This is a genomic window from Staphylococcus schweitzeri, from assembly GCF_002902405.1.
In the GTDB taxonomy this organism is placed as follows: domain Bacteria; phylum Bacillota; class Bacilli; order Staphylococcales; family Staphylococcaceae; genus Staphylococcus; species Staphylococcus schweitzeri.
Window position 1 is genome coordinate 119,291 of sequence record NZ_PPQS01000047.1, and the last position, 495, is coordinate 119,785.

Below are 495 nucleotides of genomic sequence, written 5' to 3' on the forward strand. Positions count from 1 at the left end.
AATGGCTGGGCTAGCTGGATTCGAACCAACGAGTGACGGAGTCAAAGTCCGTTGCCTTACCGCTTGGCTATAGCCCAATATATAGATGGTGGAGGGGGGCAGATTCGAACTGCCGAACCCGAAGGAGCGGATTTACAGTCCGCCGCGTTTAGCCACTTCGCTACCCCTCCAGCTTATTCAGTTAATAAAATAATCAAAATGGTGGAGAATGACGGGTTCGAACCGCCGACCCTCTGCTTGTAAGGCAGATGCTCTCCCAGCTGAGCTAATTCTCCAAAATAATGACTCCTACGGGACTCGAACCCGTGTTACCGCCGTGAAAGGGCGGTGTCTTAACCGCTTGACCAAGGAGCCATGGCTCCACAGGTAGGACTCGAACCTACGACCGATCGGTTAACAGCCGATAGCTCTACCACTGAGCTACTGTGGATTAATATTATAGCCTGGCAACGTTCTACTCTAGCGGAACGTAAGTCCAACTACCATCGACGCTAA

At 51.5% G+C, this 495-nt stretch carries 5 tRNA genes; all 5 read right to left on the reverse strand.

Annotated features, from left to right (window positions below):
• Window positions 1-2 precede the first annotated feature (2 nt).
• The 5 genes from CD116_RS11675 to CD116_RS11695 all read right to left on the reverse strand — a co-directional run bounded on the left by CD116_RS11675 (window position 3) and on the right by CD116_RS11695 (window position 430).
• Window positions 3-77 (reverse strand) — tRNA-Gln (locus CD116_RS11675).
• A 9-nt stretch (window positions 78-86) separates the two neighbouring features.
• A tRNA-Tyr gene (locus CD116_RS11680) sits at window positions 87-170 on the reverse strand.
• Window positions 171-199: 29 nt separating this feature from the next.
• A tRNA-Val gene (locus CD116_RS11685) sits at window positions 200-275 on the reverse strand.
• Between the two features lie 7 nt (window positions 276-282).
• Window positions 283-354, reverse strand: a tRNA-Glu gene (locus CD116_RS11690).
• A 1-nt stretch (window position 355) separates the two neighbouring features.
• Window positions 356-430 (reverse strand) — tRNA-Asn (locus CD116_RS11695).
• Window positions 431-495: the final 65 nt, after the last annotated feature.